Origin of the sequence: Pseudoalteromonas sp. HL-AS2, assembly GCF_031198805.1 — a bacterium.
GTDB classification, from domain to species: Bacteria; Pseudomonadota; Gammaproteobacteria; order Enterobacterales; family Alteromonadaceae; genus Pseudoalteromonas; species Pseudoalteromonas nigrifaciens.
Genome location: NZ_CP133571.1, coordinates 269,657 through 287,522, shown reverse-complemented (window position 1 = coordinate 287,522; position 17,866 = coordinate 269,657). Strand labels below are relative to the sequence as shown.

At 40.9% G+C, this 17,866-nt stretch carries 17 protein-coding genes; 3 read left to right on the top strand and 14 right to left on the bottom strand.

The features are described 5' to 3' along the window. Positions 1-222: 222 nt before the first annotated feature. The 14 genes from RB215_RS01355 to cutA form a co-directional block, all read right to left on the bottom strand. Positions 223-1,536, bottom strand: a complete 1,314-nt coding sequence (locus tag RB215_RS01355) for an adenylosuccinate synthase (RefSeq protein ID WP_011326988.1) — start codon at positions 1,534-1,536, stop codon at positions 223-225. Positions 1,537-1,748: 212 nt separating this feature from the next. Beyond that, on the bottom strand, positions 1,749-2,627 hold the full coding sequence (gene hflC, locus RB215_RS01350; protein ID WP_011326987.1) for a protease modulator HflC: 879 nt from the start codon (positions 2,625-2,627) through the stop codon (positions 1,749-1,751). Positions 2,628-2,632: 5 nt separating this feature from the next. Further along, positions 2,633-3,802, bottom strand: a complete 1,170-nt coding sequence (gene hflK, locus RB215_RS01345) for an FtsH protease activity modulator HflK (protein ID WP_309216705.1) — start codon at positions 3,800-3,802, stop codon at positions 2,633-2,635. A gap of 101 nt (positions 3,803-3,903) precedes the next feature. Further along, complete coding sequence (gene hflX, locus RB215_RS01340; protein WP_309216704.1) at positions 3,904-5,193, bottom strand: ribosome rescue GTPase HflX; 1,290 nt, start codon at positions 5,191-5,193, stop codon at positions 3,904-3,906. A 16-nt stretch (positions 5,194-5,209) separates the two neighbouring features. Then, the gene (hfq, locus tag RB215_RS01335) at positions 5,210-5,473 is read right to left on the bottom strand and encodes an RNA chaperone Hfq (RefSeq protein ID WP_011326984.1); all 264 of its coding nucleotides are present in this window, start codon (positions 5,471-5,473) and stop codon (positions 5,210-5,212) included. Positions 5,474-5,554: 81 nt separating this feature from the next. Next, on the bottom strand, positions 5,555-6,472 hold the full coding sequence (miaA, locus tag RB215_RS01330) for a tRNA (adenosine(37)-N6)-dimethylallyltransferase MiaA (RefSeq protein WP_041454320.1): 918 nt from the start codon (positions 6,470-6,472) through the stop codon (positions 5,555-5,557). Between the two features lie 10 nt (positions 6,473-6,482). After that, positions 6,483-8,339 carry a DNA mismatch repair endonuclease MutL gene (mutL, locus tag RB215_RS01325; RefSeq protein ID WP_309216703.1) on the bottom strand — a complete coding sequence of 619 codons (1,857 nt, stop codon included), beginning with the start codon at positions 8,337-8,339 and terminating at the stop codon, positions 6,483-6,485. A 37-nt stretch (positions 8,340-8,376) separates the two neighbouring features. After that, complete coding sequence (locus tag RB215_RS01320; RefSeq protein ID WP_182684548.1) at positions 8,377-9,720, bottom strand: N-acetylmuramoyl-L-alanine amidase; 1,344 nt, start codon at positions 9,718-9,720, stop codon at positions 8,377-8,379. Positions 9,721-9,772: 52 nt separating this feature from the next. Further along, entirely contained in the window at positions 9,773-10,249 is a 477-nt protein-coding gene (gene tsaE / locus RB215_RS01315) for a tRNA (adenosine(37)-N6)-threonylcarbamoyltransferase complex ATPase subunit type 1 TsaE (protein ID WP_011326980.1), read from the bottom strand. A gap of 130 nt (positions 10,250-10,379) precedes the next feature. Further along, positions 10,380-11,720 (bottom strand): acetyl-CoA carboxylase biotin carboxylase subunit, encoded by a 1,341-nt coding sequence (gene accC / locus RB215_RS01310; protein WP_011326979.1) that lies wholly within the window; start codon positions 11,718-11,720, stop codon positions 10,380-10,382. 26 nt (positions 11,721-11,746) lie between these two features. Continuing rightward, positions 11,747-12,211 (bottom strand): acetyl-CoA carboxylase biotin carboxyl carrier protein, encoded by a 465-nt coding sequence (gene accB, locus RB215_RS01305; RefSeq protein ID WP_011326978.1) that lies wholly within the window; start codon positions 12,209-12,211, stop codon positions 11,747-11,749. A gap of 33 nt (positions 12,212-12,244) precedes the next feature. After that, positions 12,245-12,697, bottom strand: coding sequence for a type II 3-dehydroquinate dehydratase (gene aroQ, locus RB215_RS01300; protein ID WP_011326977.1), 453 nt, complete (start codon positions 12,695-12,697; stop codon positions 12,245-12,247). Between the two features lie 226 nt (positions 12,698-12,923). Beyond that, positions 12,924-14,735 (bottom strand): protein-disulfide reductase DsbD, encoded by a 1,812-nt coding sequence (locus RB215_RS01295; RefSeq protein ID WP_309216702.1) that lies wholly within the window; start codon positions 14,733-14,735, stop codon positions 12,924-12,926. Further along, positions 14,735-15,055 (bottom strand): divalent-cation tolerance protein CutA, encoded by a 321-nt coding sequence (cutA, locus tag RB215_RS01290; protein WP_011326975.1) that lies wholly within the window; start codon positions 15,053-15,055, stop codon positions 14,735-14,737. Before cutA ends, RB215_RS01295 begins: the two co-directional genes overlap by 1 nt. Before the next feature lie 179 nt (positions 15,056-15,234). Between cutA and RB215_RS01285 the strand changes: the two genes are divergently transcribed. The 3 genes from RB215_RS01285 to groL all read left to right on the top strand — a co-directional run bounded on the left by RB215_RS01285 (position 15,235) and on the right by groL (position 17,798). After that, on the top strand, positions 15,235-15,711 hold the full coding sequence (locus tag RB215_RS01285; RefSeq protein WP_011326974.1) for an FxsA family protein: 477 nt from the start codon (positions 15,235-15,237) through the stop codon (positions 15,709-15,711). Positions 15,712-15,818: 107 nt separating this feature from the next. Further along, positions 15,819-16,106 carry a co-chaperone GroES gene (locus RB215_RS01280; protein ID WP_011326973.1) on the top strand — a complete coding sequence of 96 codons (288 nt, stop codon included), beginning with the start codon at positions 15,819-15,821 and terminating at the stop codon, positions 16,104-16,106. A 48-nt stretch (positions 16,107-16,154) separates the two neighbouring features. Continuing rightward, entirely contained in the window at positions 16,155-17,798 is a 1,644-nt protein-coding gene (gene groL / locus RB215_RS01275; protein WP_011326972.1) for a chaperonin GroEL, read from the top strand. The last annotated feature ends 68 nt before the right edge of the window (positions 17,799-17,866 follow it).

Sequence of the window (17,866 nt, the reverse complement as noted above, 5' to 3'; positions counted from 1 at the left end):
TTATATTTAATTTTATTTTCTCTAGCCAGAGGTTTTCAGTGAAAACAAGGCGAATTTACGCGTCAATAGCTGGCCTATTGCAAGTAAATTCAACGCAGTTAGCGCTGAAAATAGCTGCTTGAGATAAGTTTATTATCCGGATCTCAGGTTATTTATACTCTATTGTTATTTTTAGACATAAAAAAAGCTGCATTAAGCAGCTTTTTTCAAGTCTAGTTGATATTACGCAAACGGATTGCGAAGTATCATAGTTTCTACACGATCAGGACCAGTAGAAATAATATCAACAGGAACACCAGTGAGCTCTTCAATACGCTTAACGTAATCAATCGCTGCTTTTGGTAAACCATCAAGGCTAGTTACACCAACAGTATTTTCTGACCAACCAGGCATTTCTTCGTATATTGGCGTTACTTTTTCGTAACCTTCAGCTGCTAATGGCGTTACGTTAGTAACTGTGCCATCTTCAAGCTTATAACCAGTACAGATTTTAAGTGTTTCTAAGCCATCTAAAACATCAAGCTTAGTTAAACAAAAACCAGAAATACTATTGATTTGCACTGCACGACGCATTGCTACGGCATCTAACCAACCAGTACGACGAAGTCGACCAGTGGTTGCGCCAAACTCATGGCCTTTATCGCCTAAGTGCTTACCAACTGGGTCTTGCTTATCAAGGCCGTCGTAAAGCTCTGTAGGAAAAGGGCCTGAACCAACACGTGTAGTATATGCTTTAATAATACCAAGCACATAATCAAGGTGTAGTGGGCCAAAACCAGCACCAGTAGCAACGCCACCAGCTGTAGTGTTAGAAGACGTTACATAAGGGTAAGTACCATGATCGATATCAAGTAACGTACCTTGTGCGCCTTCAAACAAAATGTTGTCGCCAGCTAAACGCGTTTGATCTAAAAGCTCAGTAACATCAACAATCATCGCTTTTAAAATATCAGCAACGGCCATTGCGTCATCAAAGGTTTTCTGAAAATCAACAGCATCTACTTTATAGTAATTAACTAAAGTAAAGTTATGGTATTCAAGAACTTCTTCTAGTTTTGCTGCGAATAGTTCAGGATTAAATAAATCCCCTACGCGCAAACCACGACGTGCCACTTTATCTTCGTACGCAGGACCGATACCACGGCCAGTTGTACCAATTGGCTTATCACCACGTGCAGTTTCACGGGCTACATCTAATGCAACATGGAAAGGCAAAATTAATGGACATGCAGCACTGATTAAAAGACGCTCGCGTACAGGTACGCCACGTGCTTCTAACATGCCAATCTCTCTCATTAGCGCTTCTGGTGATAATACAACACCATTACCAATCACACATTTAACATTGTCACGTAATACACCCGATGGAATAAGGTGCAGAACTGTCTTTTCACCGTCGATCACTAAGGTATGGCCAGCATTGTGCCCACCTTGATAACGAACTACTAAAGATGCTTTATCTGTAAGGAGGTCAACTACCTTACCCTTACCTTCGTCACCCCATTGGGTGCCTAATACAACAACGTTTTTACCCATTGTAACTTCACTTAAAAAAATTAGGACAAGATTTTACCAGAAAACAAAGCCAAAGTTCACCCCGTTTAGCTTATATTTTCCGCTCGTATATTTATATGTATAAATATTAACTAATAACCACATAGATAACAGTGGTTTAATGCATTAAATCTGTTTCAATAAAAAGCCCCACTAAACGCGAGGCTTTTAAGATTTAAATATATTGGTTAGCTTTATTGTGCAGTAGCACCTTTCATATATTTAAAGAAGTCGCTATCTGGTGAAAGAACCATTACGTCTTGCTTGTTTTTAAAGGTTTGTTTATACGCCTCTAACGAACGAACAAAACTAAAAAACTCAGGATCTTTATTGTACGCATTAGCATAAATAGCTGCTGCATCTGCATCACCTTGACCACGTACTGTACGTGAATTACGCTCAGCATCGGCAAGCATTACCGTTACACGACGATCAACGCCAGCACGAATTGTTTCGGCTTTTTCTTGACCCTCTGAACGATGCTCTTTAGCAACCGCAGTACGCTCAGCACGCATACGTTGATAAATCGAGCTGCTTACTTCTTGTGGTAAGTTTATTTGCTTAACACGCACGTCAAGTACTTCAATACCTAGCTCGCGGGCACTTTCAGAAGCTTGTACTAACGCCTCTTCCATTAACTCGCTACGCTCACCCGACACTATTTCACGAATAGTACGCGTACCAAAGTTAGTACGTAGACCGTTATTTACTTTTTGTTCTAGCAGCGTTTCAGCATATTGCTTATCGCCACGAGCACGCAAGTAAAAAGCACTAAAGTCGTTAACACGCCATTTTACAAACGAGTCAACAATTAAGTCTTTTTTCTCGCTCGTTACAAAGCGGTCTGGTGTACCATCAAGCGTTTGAATACGTGCATCAATACGACGTACTTGGCTAAAAAATGGTACTTTAAATTGTAAGCCTGGGCTGTACACTATGGCTTGATCATCACTGTCTTTTTGTACTTTACTGAATAACAAAACAATTGCTTTTTGCCCTTCAGGTACAACAAAAACTGACGAGAAAGACATTACAATGGCAGCTAATAGTATGACTAAACTAAAGTTTTTCATTATTGTTATCTCCCATCATTAAAACGATCGTTGTTAAAGCGGTCATTTCCACTATTAACAGAGCTGTTGCGTGACGTATTTACTTTGTTACGTAAATCTTGAATATCACTTGAGCTAGGAAGTGCAACACGGGTTGCTGTGCCTTGCTTTTCCATAATTTTATCAAGTGGTAAGTACATCATGTTGTTGCCACCTTTTACATCAACAAGTACTTTAGAGCTATTGCCTAATACTTCTTGCATTGCATCAATGTATAAACGTTCACGAGTTACTGTTTTAGCCGCTTGATATTCTGGTAATAGCTTTTCAAAACGAGCAACTTCACCTTGTGCCTCAAGTGTAATACGCTCTTGATAACCTTCGGCTTCTTGAGTCATACGTGTAACTTGACCACGAGCACGAGGTTCAATTTCACGCGCATATGCTTCAGCTTCACGGATAAAGCGCTCTTCATCTTCTTGTGCAGCAATTGCATCATCAAACGCATCTTTAACTTCAGCCGGTGGACGAGAATCTTTAAAGTTCACGTCAGTCACAATTAAACCTAAGTTATAAGGTTCAATAACCTTGTTCAGCTCATCCCATGTATTTTGGCGCACAACCTCACGGCCGTTTGTTAGTACTTGGTCCATTTTTGCATGGCCAACTACATAACGTAGTGCACTTTCTAGTGCTTCTTCTAAGCTACTATCAGCATTAGTTACACTAAATTTATACAAGTATGGGTCAATAACACGATATTGAACTTGGAACTCAACGCTTACTACGTTTTCGTCTTCAGTTAACATAAAACCAGACGTTGATAATGAACGAACAGCTTCAATATCTACTGGTATTATGGTTTCAATAAAGGTCATTTTCCAACGCAGACCAGGATCAGCAATACGATCATACTTACCAAATTGAAGAACCACACCACGCTCGGCTTCTTTCACGGTATAAATACCACTGAGTGCCCATACAATTACAGCAATTAAAAGTATAAATGAAATACCGGCTCCGCCAAGTCCACCGCCGCTACCATTGCCCGGTTTTTTGCCGCCAAATAAGCCACTAAACTTGTTACTGAATTTACGCAGCACCTCGTCTAAATCAGGTGGGCCTTGATCTCGTCCGCCTTTGTTATTCCACGGATCTTTATCATTGCCATTATTACCCGGTTCATTCCAGGCCATAGCTATACTCCATTGTTATCTAAATAAATAAGGAAATTGAGTTAAATCTAACAAATCTACTGCGTTTCTTATACAAAAACCGACATTAATTACATCAATTTTTAATCACAGACGATAAAACCAGCAATTTCAGGACCAAATTCTTTAATTAAACGATTCCACTCAACTACAGGTAACCTAACATCTAACAGCCAGTTACCTTGTTCATCAAAGCGCTCGTCGCTTACTGCACTTAAACTAAATAACGACGATCTTAACCGTCCATATTGTGGTGCAAGCAATAATGTTTCGCTAAGCATTTGTTTAGCAAGTAATTCGCTAATAGCCTCGCTAAGTAACTCGCAACCTTCGCCGGTTTGAGCAGAAAGCCATACCCTTATAGGTTGGCCTTCATCATCGCGATCAATACGCGCAGTAATATCATCCAGCGCATCAATTTTGTTATAAACCAATAATTGCGGTACTTCATCAGCTTCAATTTCTTTGAGTACTGATTGTACTTGTTCAATATTTTCTTTTAGTCGTGCATCTGCCACATCAATAACATGCAGCTGTAAGTCGGCTTCTCGCGTTTCTGTTAGCGTCGCTTTAAATGCCGCCACTAAGTCATGCGGCAAATGGCGAATAAAGCCAACAGTATCGGCTAAAATAACCGGACCAACATCGCCTAACTCAAGTTTTCGTAACGTTGGGTCAAGCGTCGCAAACAATTGATCTGCAGCATAAATATCTGAGTTTGTAATGCGATTAAATAATGTTGATTTACCCGCGTTAGTATACCCTACTAACGATACAGTTGGTATTTCGTTACGACTACGAGCGCGTCTGCCTTGCTCGCGCTGTACAGCAACTTTATCTAGCCGTGCACGAATATTTTGCAGGCGGGCGCGCAATAAGCGTCTATCGGTTTCGAGCTGTGTTTCACCCGGCCCACGTAAACCCACGCCCCCTTTTTGACGCTCTAAATGCGTCCAACCACGAATTAGTCGCGTGGACATATGACGCAATTGCGCCAGTTCAACTTGCAACTTACCTTCGTGGGTACGTGCTCGTTGCGCAAATATATCAAGAATAAGGGTGGTTCTATCAAGCACACGACATTGCAAAATGCGTTCTAAGTTACGCTCTTGGGACGGTCTGAGTTGATGATTAAAAATAACGACATCGGCATTGTGGATTTTAACAGTCTCAGCTATTTCTTCTGCTTTACCAGTTCCGACAAATAGTTTCGGATGTGGTGCTTGACGGCTGCCTTGCACAACCGCCAAACTACTAACACCAGCAGAAGATACCAACAATTCTAATTCGTGAAGATCTTCACGATCCCCCTCTTTAGGAAAGTCAATATGAACTAAAACTGCCTGTTCGCCAGATTTATAGCGGTCAAACAAGCATCACGCTCCTAATTTAAATGTTTCCAGCTTCAGGTTCTTCAGTGTCGTCATTTTCTTGAACACCTTGGAAATTAACTGCACGAGCAGGAACAACTGTTGAAATTGCATGTTTATACACCATTTGATTTACGGTGTTTTCTAGTAAAATAACAAATTGATCAAATGACTGAATTTTACCTTGTAATTTTATGCCATTAACCAAAAAGATTGATACTGGGATGCGCTCACGGCGTAGTGCATTCAAAAATGGGTCTTGTAACGATTGGCCTTTTGCCATGTTATTATTCCTTCGTTCTAGGTGTTATTATAATTAAGTGGCTGAACTTATTTAACAAAGCTAAATTTTATTCAACTACTACTAGCTTAGCGAACTTACTACACGATGCAAGTTTTCTTCATCACCCGTTGTTAACCATGTAACATCAGGCCAGCTTCTTAACCAAGTTAATTGGCGTTTAGCCAATTGACGTGTAGCCGCAATGCCGCGAAATACCATTTCATCATGGTCAATTTCACCCGCAAGGTAATCCCACATTTGTCTATAACCTACACAACGAATAGAAGGCATATTGGGGTGTAAATCCTTACGTAGATATAGGGTCGAAACTTCATTTTCAAACCCCTGTTCGAGCATTATTTTAAACCTTTTTTCAATTCGCTGATGTAATTCACTGCGCTGCGTTGGCGCAATAGCAAATTGATGAAAAGTATAAGGTAAAACCGGCTGTTTTTGCTTTTGCAGCTCGGTCATGGTTTTACCTGTTAATTTGTATACCTCTAAAGCACGATTAATTCTTTGTGAATCGTTTTCACTCATTTTTTGCGCTGCTTGCGGGTCTATTTTTACCAGTTCTTGATACAAATGTGGCCAGCCATATTGCGCAGCTTGCGCTTCAAGTTCGGCTCTTATTTCCACGTTAGCTTCTGGCAGTGGTGATAAACCATCAATCAGAGCCTTGAAGTACAACATGGTGCCGCCAACTAATACCGGCACCTTACCTTGCTGATGAAATTCATCTATTTTTATTATCGCATCACGTCTAAAATCAGCAACTGAATAAGTTTCACTTGGGTCAAGTAAATCAATTAAGTGATGCGGAGCACGTGCTAACTCTGATGCATCGGGTTTAGCCGTGCCAATATCCATACCCTTATATACTAACGCTGAATCAACACTAATTATTTCGGTATTTAAATGCTCACACAATGAAATTGCCAACGCCGTTTTACCCGCTGCAGTTGGACCCATTAAAAATATGACTGGTAAATTACTCAACACGAATACCTTAATCTAATTGCGTTAAATAGTGCTCTATATCTATTTTAACTGCTTTTACACGCAAACGTTCAATTGTTTGCGGATTATTTTGCATGCGGGCTTGCTGCGCTAAAAAGATATTGCTGGAATAAAAACGCGCTGGTGTGTGCTGCATCTGCCACGCCAACCAGCTTTCTATGTTTTCAAGTGGTGCTTTACACGCTTCCAGCAGGCTTTCAACCGCGCTAGTAACGTCTAATAAATATAAGCACGCAGGAAGTTTTTTAACCATCACAAACTGTTTTTCAATAATTAGCTCAAAACCTAATAGCGTAAACCAAGACTGTTGCGCTGCTATTAGCTCACAGTCTTGCTTGGATAAATTAACCCGTACTGGCAACAACAGCGCTTTGCCCTCTAAGCTGCCCTGCTCTTTTATTTGCTCATGCCAATCATCAACTAATGCATATTTAAAATGTGAGCAATACAATTGCTGCTCGCTGCTAAACACACACACGCCTTCGTTGATGCTGATAATAGCAACCGTTTTTAAAGCAACTGCCTGCTCCACAGCGTGTGACTGGTTAACCCCAACAGATACGTGAGCACCTTGGTCAAAATGTGCGGCATGCTGCTCACTCACGCCCTGATAAAAAGCATTAATATCATGATGATTAGTACTAGGTGCAGCTCTGTAGGCGCCGCCACTCCCTCCCGCACTACGCGAACCTAGCGATGCGCCGCCAGAACTGACACTATGAGATGGTTGCAATTGCGATTTAGGATAATCAAATACCTCACCCGACTCAAAATTCCCAGTGGGAGAACGCGCAGTGTCTGTCTGACTAAATACCGTATCGGCTAGGTTATTTAAAGGCTCATTAGTAAACTCACCTTGCAGTGGCACAACAACTTGTTTAATTGCTTGTAGTATAAAGTCGTGTACTAAACGCCCTTGATGAAAACGTACTTCGTGTTTTGCCGGATGAACATTTACATCGACTTGACGAGGATCAATATCAATATAAATAACAAAACCGGGTAACTCTTGGGCACCACTTACTTCTTCAAATGCTTGGCGAATAGCGTGCAGTATAAGCTTGTCGCGCATCATGCGATTGTTTACATAGGTATACTGCACGGTGTTAGCAGAACCAACCGGCAATACCCAGCCATGGAGCTGCAAGCCCCCCTCGCCCGATTGAATATGCAAGCCTTGCTCAGCAAATGCTTTACCCGCCACTTGCGCTACACGGGCAATTGCTTGGCTAGGATCAGTTTTAGCACGGTACTGCCTGACTACTTTTTCATTATGAGTAAGGGTAATAGATACATCAAATCGACTCAGCGCAATGCGCTTTATAAGCTCATCAATATGGCTAAACTCTGTTTTTTCGGTACGTAAAAATTTGCGCCGGGCTGGCGTATTAAAAAATAAATCTTTTACTTCTATGGTGGTGCCATCTGGGTGCGCTACTGGTTTTACTTGCACAGCCATATCGCGACCTTGTGCAAATGCTTGCCAAGCGGCTTCTTGATGTTTAGTTTTTGAGCTTAGCGTTAAGCGCGAAACGGAACTAATTGACGCCAGTGCTTCACCTCTAAATCCTAGTGAGCAAATATTTTCTAAATCATCGAGGGATTTCAATTTACTGGTTGCATGGCGAGAAAGCGCCAATGTAAGCTCGTCTTGAGCAATACCCGCACCATTGTCACGAATACGAATTAGTTTGTGCCCACCTCGCTCAATATCTATTTGAATGCGTGTAGCACCAGCATCTAGGCTGTTTTCTACTAATTCTTTTACCACCGACGCGGGGCGCTCGACCACTTCACCTGCAGCAATTTGGTTCGCTAAACGTGCGGGTAGTATTTCAATACTCATTCAACTTCCTAACAAACATGGCTCTAATGATAAGCAATTAACTTTGCGGTATATCGAGTTCTTGGCCAATAAATAAGGTATTAGAGCTTAATTTATTCGCCTGCTTTAACTTGTTTATAGTTATGCCGTAGCGACTCGCTAACATGCTTAACGACTCCCCCGGACGAACTTTATGCTTGGTTGGATATTGCGACTTTAACTTGGCAAATAAAGAATCGTCAGGTGGATTTTTTAAATAATAATTTTTAATTGAAGTAAATATAGCTTTGGCTAAACGCTCTTGGTGATTAGCACTTTTTAGCAATTTTTCTTCACGGGGATTAGAAATAAACCCTGTTTCGATTAAAATAGAAGGAATGTCTGGTGACTTTAATACTGCAAGACTCGCATGTTGAGGGTCTTTTTTATGTAACTTTGCCACCTTACGCAGCTCTTTTACTACTTCATCAGCAACGCTCAAACCGGTTTTCATCGAATGATCCATCGACATATCAAGCAGTGCTTGCGCTAAGTACTTTTCATTGGCGGCATCTTTTATTACATCTGCCGCGCCACCTAAAAGCTCAGAGTGTTTTTCTTTATCTTCAATCCATTTACCTATTTCTGAGTTAGCACGGCGCAGTGATAACACCCACACTGAGGCACCATTTGGACCTGGGCTCGTAAATGCATCAGCATGAATAGAGACAAAAAAATCAGCTTTTTTCTCACGAGCACGATTGGTGCGGGTATTGAGCTTTACAAAGTAATCGCCGCTGCGCACCATACGCGAAATCATCCCGCGCTCAGAGTCAATCATCCTCTCTAAGCGTTTAGCTATTTGTAATGTAATTGTTTTTTCATAGGTACCCGATGGGCCAATTGAGCCAGGGTCTTCGCCACCGTGACCAGCGTCAATCGCAATAACAATATCGCGCTCTTGGCTTAATTGACGGTTTTTAGCCGCTGTCTGCGCTGGTGATACTGCTGTGGATGATTCACTTTTATCATATAGATCAACAACCAACCTGTTTTTATAGGGGCCCGTTGGTGCTAATGCAAAAACCACAGGCTTTACCGGGGCACTCAATTCAAATACAAAGCGCACGCTGTGTTTATTTTTTGGTTTAGAATAACGAAGCTTACTAACAATTTGATGCTCAGGCGGAATACCGGGTAACACTTTAAGCTCCCGTGTTTGCTCTAAATCAACCACTAAACGGCTAGGATTTTTAAGCATAAAATAACTAAAGTCAGGCTTTTCAGTTAAATCAAATACCACCCGAGTGCTATCGGGAGATGGCCAAACGCGCACACTATTAATGGTATTTTGTGCCCATAGCGACGAACTCGTAGTGATAGCTACAAGATAAATAAAGAGTTTAATTACACCGCGACTCATGTTGATAGTGACTGCCTTAACTATTTTATTATTTGTTATATAACCAATATTATTACTCTGAGGTTAAGTTATTTAGTTTTTCAATAATTACGCTACCACGCTCACTGGCACTATTAATAACGATATTTCGCTCATCGCCTACATAGCTTAAGGTAATATTTAAATCTGGCACAGGAATAAACTCTCCGCCTTTTTCTGGCCATTCAACCACACAAATTGCTTGCGCTGAAAAGTAATCGCGTATTCCCATATATTCAAGTTCTTCTGGATCGCCTAAACGATACAAATCAAAGTGGTAAACATTAGCGCGCTCCAGCTCATATGGCTCTACTAAGGTATACGTTGGACTTTTAACCTTACCTGTATGGCCAAAACCTTGCACTATGCCACGTGTAAAGGTGGTTTTACCCGCGCCTAAATCGCCATGTAAATAAATTACCGCACCTTGCTCTATAATAGCCGCAATTCGATTGCCCATTGTTACCGTGGCAATATCATCACTCAAGTGAGACTTAAAACTACGTGACATTATTACCTTTACCTCAAAAATTTATTAAAGCGCATATTTGTTAATCATACCAGATTATTTATTTAAGGTGATACAGCCAATTTTTAAAGATAAAAAAACCGGCTAAGCGCCGGTTTCTATTAACGAGGAATTATAGTCCCAATTTTTTCTCAAGATAGTGGATATTAGTCCCACCATTTTGGAAGTTTTCGTCTGCAAGAATTCTTTTATGCAGCGGAGTATTGGTTTTAATACCGTCGATTACTAATTCATTTAGTGCGTTACGTGCACGAGCAATTGCTACGTCACGGTTTTCACCGTAAGTAATTAGCTTACCAATCATTGAATCGTAATGTGGTGGAACCGTGTAGTCAGCATAAATATGGCTGTCCCAACGAATACCTAAACCACCCGCAGGATGAAAACGTGTAATTTTACCCGGTGACGGAATAAAGGTTTCTGGGTCTTCTGCGTTAATGCGACATTCAATTGCATGGCCGCGAATAACAACATCATCTTGAGTGAACGACAATGGCTGACCAGCAGCAATTTTTAGCTGTTCTTTAACTAAATCAATACCTGTAACCATTTCAGTGATTGTATGCTCAACCTGAATACGGGTATTCATTTCGATAAAATAAAACTCGCCGTTTTCGTATAAAAACTCAAACGTACCAGCTCCACGATAACCAATTTCAATACAGGCACGCGTACAGCGCTCACCAATAAATTTACGTGTTTCTGCTGTAATTCCTGGAGCGGGTGCTTCTTCAACTACTTTTTGGTGACGACGCTGCATAGAACAATCACGTTCACCTAAATGCACAGCATTACCTTGGCCATCAGCTAAAATTTGTACTTCGATATGACGTGGGTTTTCAAGGTATTTCTCCATGTAAACCATACCATTACCAAAGAACTGCTTCGCTTCTTGCTGGGTTAATGCAATTGAATCAATCAGTTCAGCTTCGCTGCGCACAACACGCATACCACGACCACCACCGCCACCAGCGGCTTTAATGATTACCGGATAACCAATGCGCTTAGCAATTTGCATATTGCGCTCTTTGTCATCTGATACTGGACCATCTGAGCCTGGTACACACGGAACACCGGCTTTACGCATTGCTGCGATTGCAGAGACTTTATCGCCCATAAGACGAATTGTATCGCCAGTAGGACCAATAAATACAAAACCACTTTGCTCAACTTGATCGGCAAAATCAGCATTTTCTGCAAGAAAACCATAACCAGGATGAATCGCTACAGCGTCAGTTATTTCAGCCGCGGCAATAATACGCGGAATATCTAAATAACTTTCTGTTGCTGCTGGTTTACCAATACAGATGGTTTCATCTGCAAGCAATACATGCTTAAGATCGCGATCCGCCGTTGAATGCACAGCAACCGTTTTGATCCCAAGCTCTTTGCAGGCGCGCAATATACGAAGTGCAATTTCACCTCGGTTTGCAATGACTACTTTATCTAACATTAGAGTTGGCCTTTTAGGTTGCGCTATTATTCAATGATGAATAAAGGTTGATCAAATTCTATTGGCTCGCCATTTTCAGCTAAAATAGCTTTTACTGTACCAGCTTTGTCTGACTCAATTTGGTTCATCATTTTCATTGCTTCGATGATACATAATGTATCGCCAACTTTAACTTGAGAACCAACTTCTACGTATGCTGGCGCTTCTGGTGAAGCTGCAGCGTAGAATGAGCCAACCATAGGTGATTTAACTTGATGACCTGTAGAGGCTGCTGGAGCAGCGGCTTCAACTGCTGCTGCAGGAGCTGCAGCAACTGGAGCGGCAACTGGTGCTGGTGCATATTGCTGTGGCGCAAACTGAGCATAGCCTGGGCCTGCACTCATGTTATTACGATTTATACGTACTGACTCTTCACCTTCAGTGATTTCTAGCTCAGCAATACCTGACTCTTCTACTAATTCAATAAGTTTTTTGATCTTGCGAATATCCATAAACGGCCCGCCTATTAGTTTGTGTGTTTAAAATTAATTTGAGTTTTGCAATTGGTTTACTGCAGCTTCAAGCGCTGCGTGATAACCCATTGCACCTAATCCACATATTACGCCTTGCGCCACATCAGAAAAATACGAATGATGGCGAAACGCTTCACGTGCGTGCACGTTGCTTAAATGCACTTCAAAAAACGGAATATCAACACTTAACAATGCATCACGTAATGCGACGCTCGTATGCGTAAATGCAGCAGGATTAATAATTATGTAATCAATCGCTTGCCAAGTATCGTGAATACGCTCTATCAGTGCTTGCTCACTATTACTTTGGAAGTGCGTTAACTCAACATTTAAACTATCAGCGGCACATGTTAGTTCGCTCATAATTTCGCTTAGCGTACGTGAACCGTATTTATCTGGCTCACGTTTACCTAGCATATTTAAATTTGGGCCATTTATAACTAAAAGCTTGAATTTTGCAGCCATAATACGCGATATATCCTATAAGTAATGAGTTAAGCAGTCGTTAGCTAATTTTTTACAAAAATGTGAGTATAAAAAATAAGATAACAACAATTTCTCACGTTAACCAACTATTATAGTGATTTCGACGTAAATAACAGCAAAATACTGGTCTTATCTCTGTATTGGGTACAAGCATTGAGGCAGTAGTAATAGCCCCACCTTTAAATTATGGGGGGCTATTATATTGCTACTTTACGCTGGCGCGTACTGTAGATAGGTGCTGAGCAAAATCTTCAGCATTCAAAAAGCCGGTAACACGTTGTGCACTTAGCTCCTCTCCTTGGGTATTAAAAAACAAAATACTCGGTAAACCAAACACCGTATATTCTTCCATTAGTTCGATTGTTTTGTTATCGCTGTCGGTTAAATCGACTTGAATAAGCTCAAAGTGACTAAACTCATTTTGCACTTTTGCATCGGGAAAGGTGTAATGCTCAAATTCTTTACACGCAATACACCAATCAGCATATAAGTCGACCATAACCAGTCGGCCTTGCTCATTAGCGTGAGCAACGGCTGCTTTTAACTCAGTTAAATTGGCTACTTGCTTAAACTCATTACTTTGCGCACTTACTTGCATTGTTTGCATGTGTACTGGCCAAAAATAATTTTTAGTTAAGTTAAAGCCACTAACAACGAGTAACGTTGCAGCAAACCACAGTGCTGTTTTTAATTTTCCTTGTGTTTGGCTACTTTGCCAGTGATGCAAGTAAAGCGCGGTTGCCAAGGCCAATACTCCCGCCATTAATAAAATAACATCGGCATCTAAAAGGCGCTCAAGTAATATAAGTGGCACAACTAGCATAATAAAGCCAAATAGGGTTTTAACTTGTTCCATCCAGCCACCGGCTTTAGGCAATAGTTTTCCGCCCGATGTACCGAGTAACAATAATGGCAGTCCCATCCCTAAACTCAGTACATAAAGCGTTAATCCCCCCACTAAATAGTCGCCACTTTGTGCTACAAACAATAGCGCCGCTGACAAAGGTGCGGTGGTGCAAGGCGAGGCAATCAAGCCCGATAATACGCCCATTAAAAACACACCAACGTAGTTGCCACCTTTTTGGTTATTACTTACTTGGGTTAACTTGTTCATCATGCCACTTGGTAGCTTTATTTCGTACCAACCAAACATCGACATTGCTAATAATACAAACAATAAACTAAAGCTAATAAGTACATAAGGGTGCTGCAAATAACCTTGAACTTGCCCGCCAAGTGCGGCCACAACCAAACCTAATGCCGCGTAGGTCACTGCCATACCTTGAATATATACAAATGATAACGCGAAGGCTTTTTTAGTTGAGAGATTTTTTTGCCCAGCAATTAAGCTCGACAAAATTGGAAACATTGGAAATACACACGGTGTAAAAGCCAGGCCAACACCAACAACAAAAAATATCAGTAAATTAGTAATTAGCCCTTGGCTTGCTAACTGCTCGGTAAAGGTCAGATCTTTTTTAGGCGCATTGCTTGTCGGCGTATTAGCCTGACTTAATACTGTAAATGCGTTTGCAGAGGTTGCACTGTGCGTAGCATCATCAGCATTTTGCAGCTGTTCACCGGCAATTTTGTTTAGCGGAATACTAATAACTTCAGGTGGGTAACATAACCCAGCTTCAGCACAACCTTGGTAACGCACTTTTACTACTGCTCCCTCAGTTACATTACTGAGCTTACTAACAATACTAAGTGCATTAAAAAAAACTTCTGTTTTACCAAAGAACTCATCTTCGATAACTTCTCCATTACCTAAGTCGCCTACTTCTATATTCGCGCCTTTGGCAATAATCTCTATTTTATTTTTATATAAGTAGTATTCAGGTGCAATATCCCAGCCTATAAATAAAGTATTATCTTGCTGATCAAAATCAAATACAAATGCTTGGTCTACTTGTAAAAAGGTTTGTTGTGGAGGTGCAAGTAAATCACCAAGTATATTATTAGCCTTAGCTGGAGCCGCTAATAATGCAACCAGTAACAAAAAGAAAAAACGCATTAATTAAGTACCTCATCCATCCAATTAAAATAAGCTAGGTTACCCGTTGCCACATCAACAACCTGGATCTCTGGCACTTCGTAGCTGTGTAATGCTTTAATAGTTAAAAATACATCGTTCATTTTATCTAACTTTGTTTTGATCAATAGTTTAGCTTCGGTTGCCTCAACTACTTCACCTTCCCATATATAAATAGAAGCTACCTTTGGTAGAATATTCACACATGCAGCCAGTTTTCTCTCAACTAATGCTTTTGCCAGCTCTCTTGCTTCATTTTCATCTTTGCAGGTAGTAAAAATAAGTTTAAATTGCGCCGCCATAATGAACCTTTATGTGTTTAATAATGTCTGTAAGCATAGTATCTGATAGCGTATGTAATGTGTAGGTGCTATAACTGCAAAAAAATAGTAATAGCGCTTACTGTATCCTTGAAATTAGACCGCTCCACCCTCACTTATATTTCATCAACTCTTTTGAGTTTCATTATTTAGAGAGCTTTATGTTTAGATTTTTATTTGTGTTGTTTATCATTATTCCTATTATTGAAATCGCCTTACTTATACAAGTAAGTGAGGTAATAGGTGGTTTTTCGACAATTGCGCTAGTAATTATTACCGCGATTTTAGGCGCAAAAATGGTAAAACAACAAGGTATGAGCGCGCTACAAAAAGCACAAACTCAAATGGCCGAAGGGCAAATGCCTGCGAAAGAATTATTTACTGGTATATGCGTTATTATAGCTGGCGTATTATTGTTAACGCCTGGCATTATGACCGACGTTTTTGGGCTACTATTATTAACGCCAGTAATTCGCAACAAACTGGCAGCCGGCCTTGCTAGTCAAGCTACTGTACGTATGAGTGCAGGTATGCAACAAGGTGGTTCACCATTTACCCAGCACAGTCAAACTGAGGCAGATCCTCATCAAGTGAACAAACCGACCATCATAGATGGTGAGTTTGAACGAAAAGATTAATTTTTTTAATTTTACGCTTGGATTTTGGCGTAACACCCCCATTATTGAATGCAACCAATATAAGCTTTTTTCTGCCCTTCGCAGAAACTGTTAGGAGAACTAAATAAATGAATATTCGTCCTTTACATGATCGCGTGATCGTTAAGCGTCTAGAAGAAGAAACAAAATCTGCTGGCGGTATTGTATTAACTGGCTCTGCAGCTGAAAAATCAACCCGCGGAGAAGTTGTTGCCGTTGGTAATGGTCGCATTTTAGAAAGCGGTGATGTTAGAGCATTAGAAGTTAAAGCCGGTGACACTGTGTTATTTGGCTCATATGTTGAGAAAGTTGAAAAGATCGAAGGTCAAGAGTACCTGATCATGCGTGAAGATAATATTTTAGGCATTGTAGGCTAAACCTACTTTTCGTTTATAAACATTTAAGAATTTAGAGGAATTTAAAACATGGCAGCAAAAGAAGTACTTTTTGCAGGTGACGCACGCGCTAAAATGCTAACTGGCGTAAACATCCTGGCAAACGCAGTAAAAGTTACATTAGGTCCTAAAGGCCGTAACGTTGTACTAGATAAATCATTTGGCTCTCCAGTTATCACTAAAGATGGTGTATCTGTAGCAAAAGAAATCGAACTTGAAGACAAGTTTGAAAACATGGGCGCACAAATGGTTAAAGAAGTTGCATCTAAAGCTAACGATGCAGCCGGCGATGGTACAACTACCGCTACAGTACTTGCACAGTCTATTGTAAACGAAGGCCTTAAAGCTGTTGCAGCAGGCATGAACCCAATGGACCTTAAGCGCGGCATCGACAAAGCAGTAATTGCTGCTGTTGCAGAGCTTAAAGCGTTATCTGTTCCATGCTCTGACACTAAAGCAATTGCACAAGTAGGTACTATTTCAGCTAACTCTGATAAAGAGATTGGCGACATCATTGCACAAGCAATGGAAAAAGTAGGCCGTAACAGTGGTGTTATTACTGTAGAAGAAGGTCAATCACTGGAAAACGAACTCGATGTTGTTGAAGGCATGCAGTTTGACCGTGGTTACCTATCTCCTTACTTTATTAACAGCCCAGAAAAAGGTACTGTTGAACTAGATAACCCATTTATTCTACTTGTAGATAAAAAAATATCTAACATTCGCGAATTATTACCAACATTAGAAGCAGTTGCTAAAGCAAGCAAGCCACTACTAATCATCGCAGAAGACCTTGAAGGCGAAGCATTAGCTACATTAGTAGTTAATAACATGCGCGGTATTGTTAAAGTATCAGCAGTGAAAGCTCCTGGTTTTGGCGACCGTCGTAAAGCAATGCTACAAGATATCGCTGTATTAACTGGCGGTACTGTGATTTCAGAAGAAATCGGCCTTGAGCTTGAAAAAGCAACAGTTGAAGACCTAGGTACAGCTAAGCGCGTAATTATCACTAAAGATGATACAACTATCATTGATGGTGCTGGCGAAGAAGCAGGTATTAACGGCCGTGTTTCACAAATTAAAGCACAAATCGAAGAAGCAACATCAGACTACGATAAAGAAAAACTACAAGAGCGCATGGCTAAACTAGCTGGCGGTGTTGCAGTAATCAAAGTTGGTGCTGCTACTGAAATGGAAATGAAAGAGAAAAAAGACCGCGTTGAAGATGCATTAAATGCAACTCGTGCAGCGGTTGAAGAAGGCGTAGTACCTGGTGGCGGCGTTGCACTAGTTCGTGCAGCAAGTAAGCTGGTTGATTTAGTTGGCGACAACGAAGATCAAAACCACGGTATTAAAGTTGCACTTCGTGCAATGGAAGCGCCACTTCGTCAAATCGTAACAAACGCAGGTGACGAAGCTTCAGTTGTAATTAACGCAGTTAAAGCAGGTTCAGGTAACTTTGGTTACAATGCTGCTACTGGCGAATACAATGACATGATTGAAATGGGTATCCTAGATCCAACTAAAGTAACACGCTCTGCACTACAATTTGCAGGGTCTATTGCGGGTCTAATGATCACTACCGAAGCTATGGTAGCTGAAATCCCTAAAGATGATAGCGCTCCTGATATGGGTGGCATGGGCGGCATGGGTGGAATGGGCGGTATGATGTAAACCCCACCTAAACCTCCCGGTTAAAAAAACCCAGCCTCGGCTGGGTTTTTAATGTTATAGAAAAAATA